The organism is Sandaracinaceae bacterium (genome assembly GCA_020633055.1).
Lineage (GTDB): Bacteria > Myxococcota_A > Polyangia > Polyangiales > Houyiibacteriaceae > JADJJE01.
Genome location: JACKEJ010000031.1, coordinates 1 through 1,510 on the forward strand (window position 1 = coordinate 1; position 1,510 = coordinate 1,510).

2 protein-coding genes are annotated in these 1,510 nt (G+C 67.3%); one reads left to right on the top strand and one right to left on the bottom strand.

Features of this window, described 5'->3' with window-relative positions; all coding sequences use genetic code 11:
- Positions 1-949 (top strand): tetratricopeptide repeat protein (locus H6726_32825; protein ID MCB9662470.1); only part of this gene is annotated, 949 nt, incomplete at its 5' end.
- 116 nt (positions 950-1,065) lie between these two features.
- Here the strand turns inward: H6726_32825 and H6726_32830 are convergent.
- The gene (locus H6726_32830; protein ID MCB9662471.1) at positions 1,066-1,248 is read right to left on the bottom strand and encodes a hypothetical protein; all 183 of its coding nucleotides are present in this window, start codon (positions 1,246-1,248) and stop codon (positions 1,066-1,068) included.
- Positions 1,249-1,510: the final 262 nt, after the last annotated feature.

Consider the following 1,510-nt stretch of genomic DNA (forward strand, 5'->3'; position numbering starts at 1 on the left):
GCCCGTGGAACAAACGCCGGCCACCGCTGGGGCGCACGACGACGCGGCCCCCCGCCACGCGGGGGCATTCGAGGACGCACAGGGCGCGCAGGACGCCCAAGGCGCACAGGACGCACAGGGCGCGCAGGACGCCCAAGGCGCACAGGACACGCAGGACGCGCAGGACGCGCAGGAGGACGAGGAAGACGTCCCCGAAGAAGTGGCGGAGGGCATCGAGGAGGCCGAGTTCTTCGTGGCGCAGGGCCTGTACGACGCGGCGCTCGCCAGTCTGGAAGACCTCGCGGACGAGTATCCCGACTCCGCCACGCTGCGGCGGCGCATCGCTCAGATCCGGGCGGCCTCGGAGGGTCCCGGCGAAGAGCTCGAGGACGAGAGCTTCGCGCTGGCGGAGAAGCTCGCCGAGGAGCTCGAGGAAGACCCCCCCGCCGCAGCCGGCAGCGACATCCTCGACGTGGAGCAGGTCTTCGCGCAGTTCAAGAAGGGCGTGGAGGAGCAGGTCGACGAGGCCGACAGCGACACGCACTTCGACCTGGGCATCGCCTACAAGGAGATGGGCCTGCTGGACGACGCCGTGGTGGAGTTCGAGGTGGCCATGCGCAACCCCGCCCGGGCGTGCTCGTGCAACACGATGGTGGGGCTCTGCCGGATGGAGCAAGGTCGCACGCAGGACGCCATCAACTCGTTCCGTGCGGGGCTCCACGCGGAGGAGAAGAACGAACGCGAGGAGCTGGCGCTCTACTTCGAGCTCGCGAACGCGTACGAAGTGCTCCGCGACAACAACGAGGCGCTGTACTTCTTCGAGAAGGTCCGCAAGCGGGACGCGGTCTTCCGCGGCGTCTCTCAGCGCATCCGCAAGGTGCAGGCCGCCATGGCGGCGGCATCGGAGCCGAACGCGTCGGACGACGACGAGCTGGACGCAGCGTTCGACGACCTGCTCAGCGACGACTGAGGCGACACACGACCGCTCTGCAAGCACCGACGGGACGCGCGACGACCGGCGACGTGGTCGTACACGCGAGCGCATCCTCGAGCGTCCGCTCGAGCGCATCCACAAGTGCGGGAAGATCAGGCCGCGTTCGCGGGTGGCCAGGGCCGGTTGACCTGGGCGGCCACCGCGGCGGCGAGCTCCGCAGAAATGGGCTGGTCGGGCTGATAACCCGACTGCTTCTTCAGGAGCATCTTCAGGTACGCGGAGGAGAACTTCAGCAACGAGGAGAGCTCGGCAAGGTCGTAACTGCGCTCGGACATGAACACAGAATGACCGTTCCACGCCTAGATCGTCAAGGACCGATTTTCTAAAATAGCGAAATTACTTGATTTTTTAGATATACACAGTACACCCAGGCCCCGCGTGGCGCTCGTGGCAGAGACGTCGCACACTCCCCGCGGCGCCGTCGCGCCCGGCCCCATGACCCTCGCCTATTCGTTCGCTCTTCTGTCCACCCTGCTGGGCACCGTGCTCGGCCTCTCGGGGGGTCAGGGCCGCGTGTCTGGGCCCCTGCGCAGCTTT

Bases quoted from the DNA above. Each gene is read 5' to 3' on its own strand.
- H6726_32830 (MCB9662471.1), bottom strand. From the start codon at position 1,248: ATGTCCGAGCGCAGTTACGACCTTGCCGAGCTCTCCTCGTTGCTGAAG.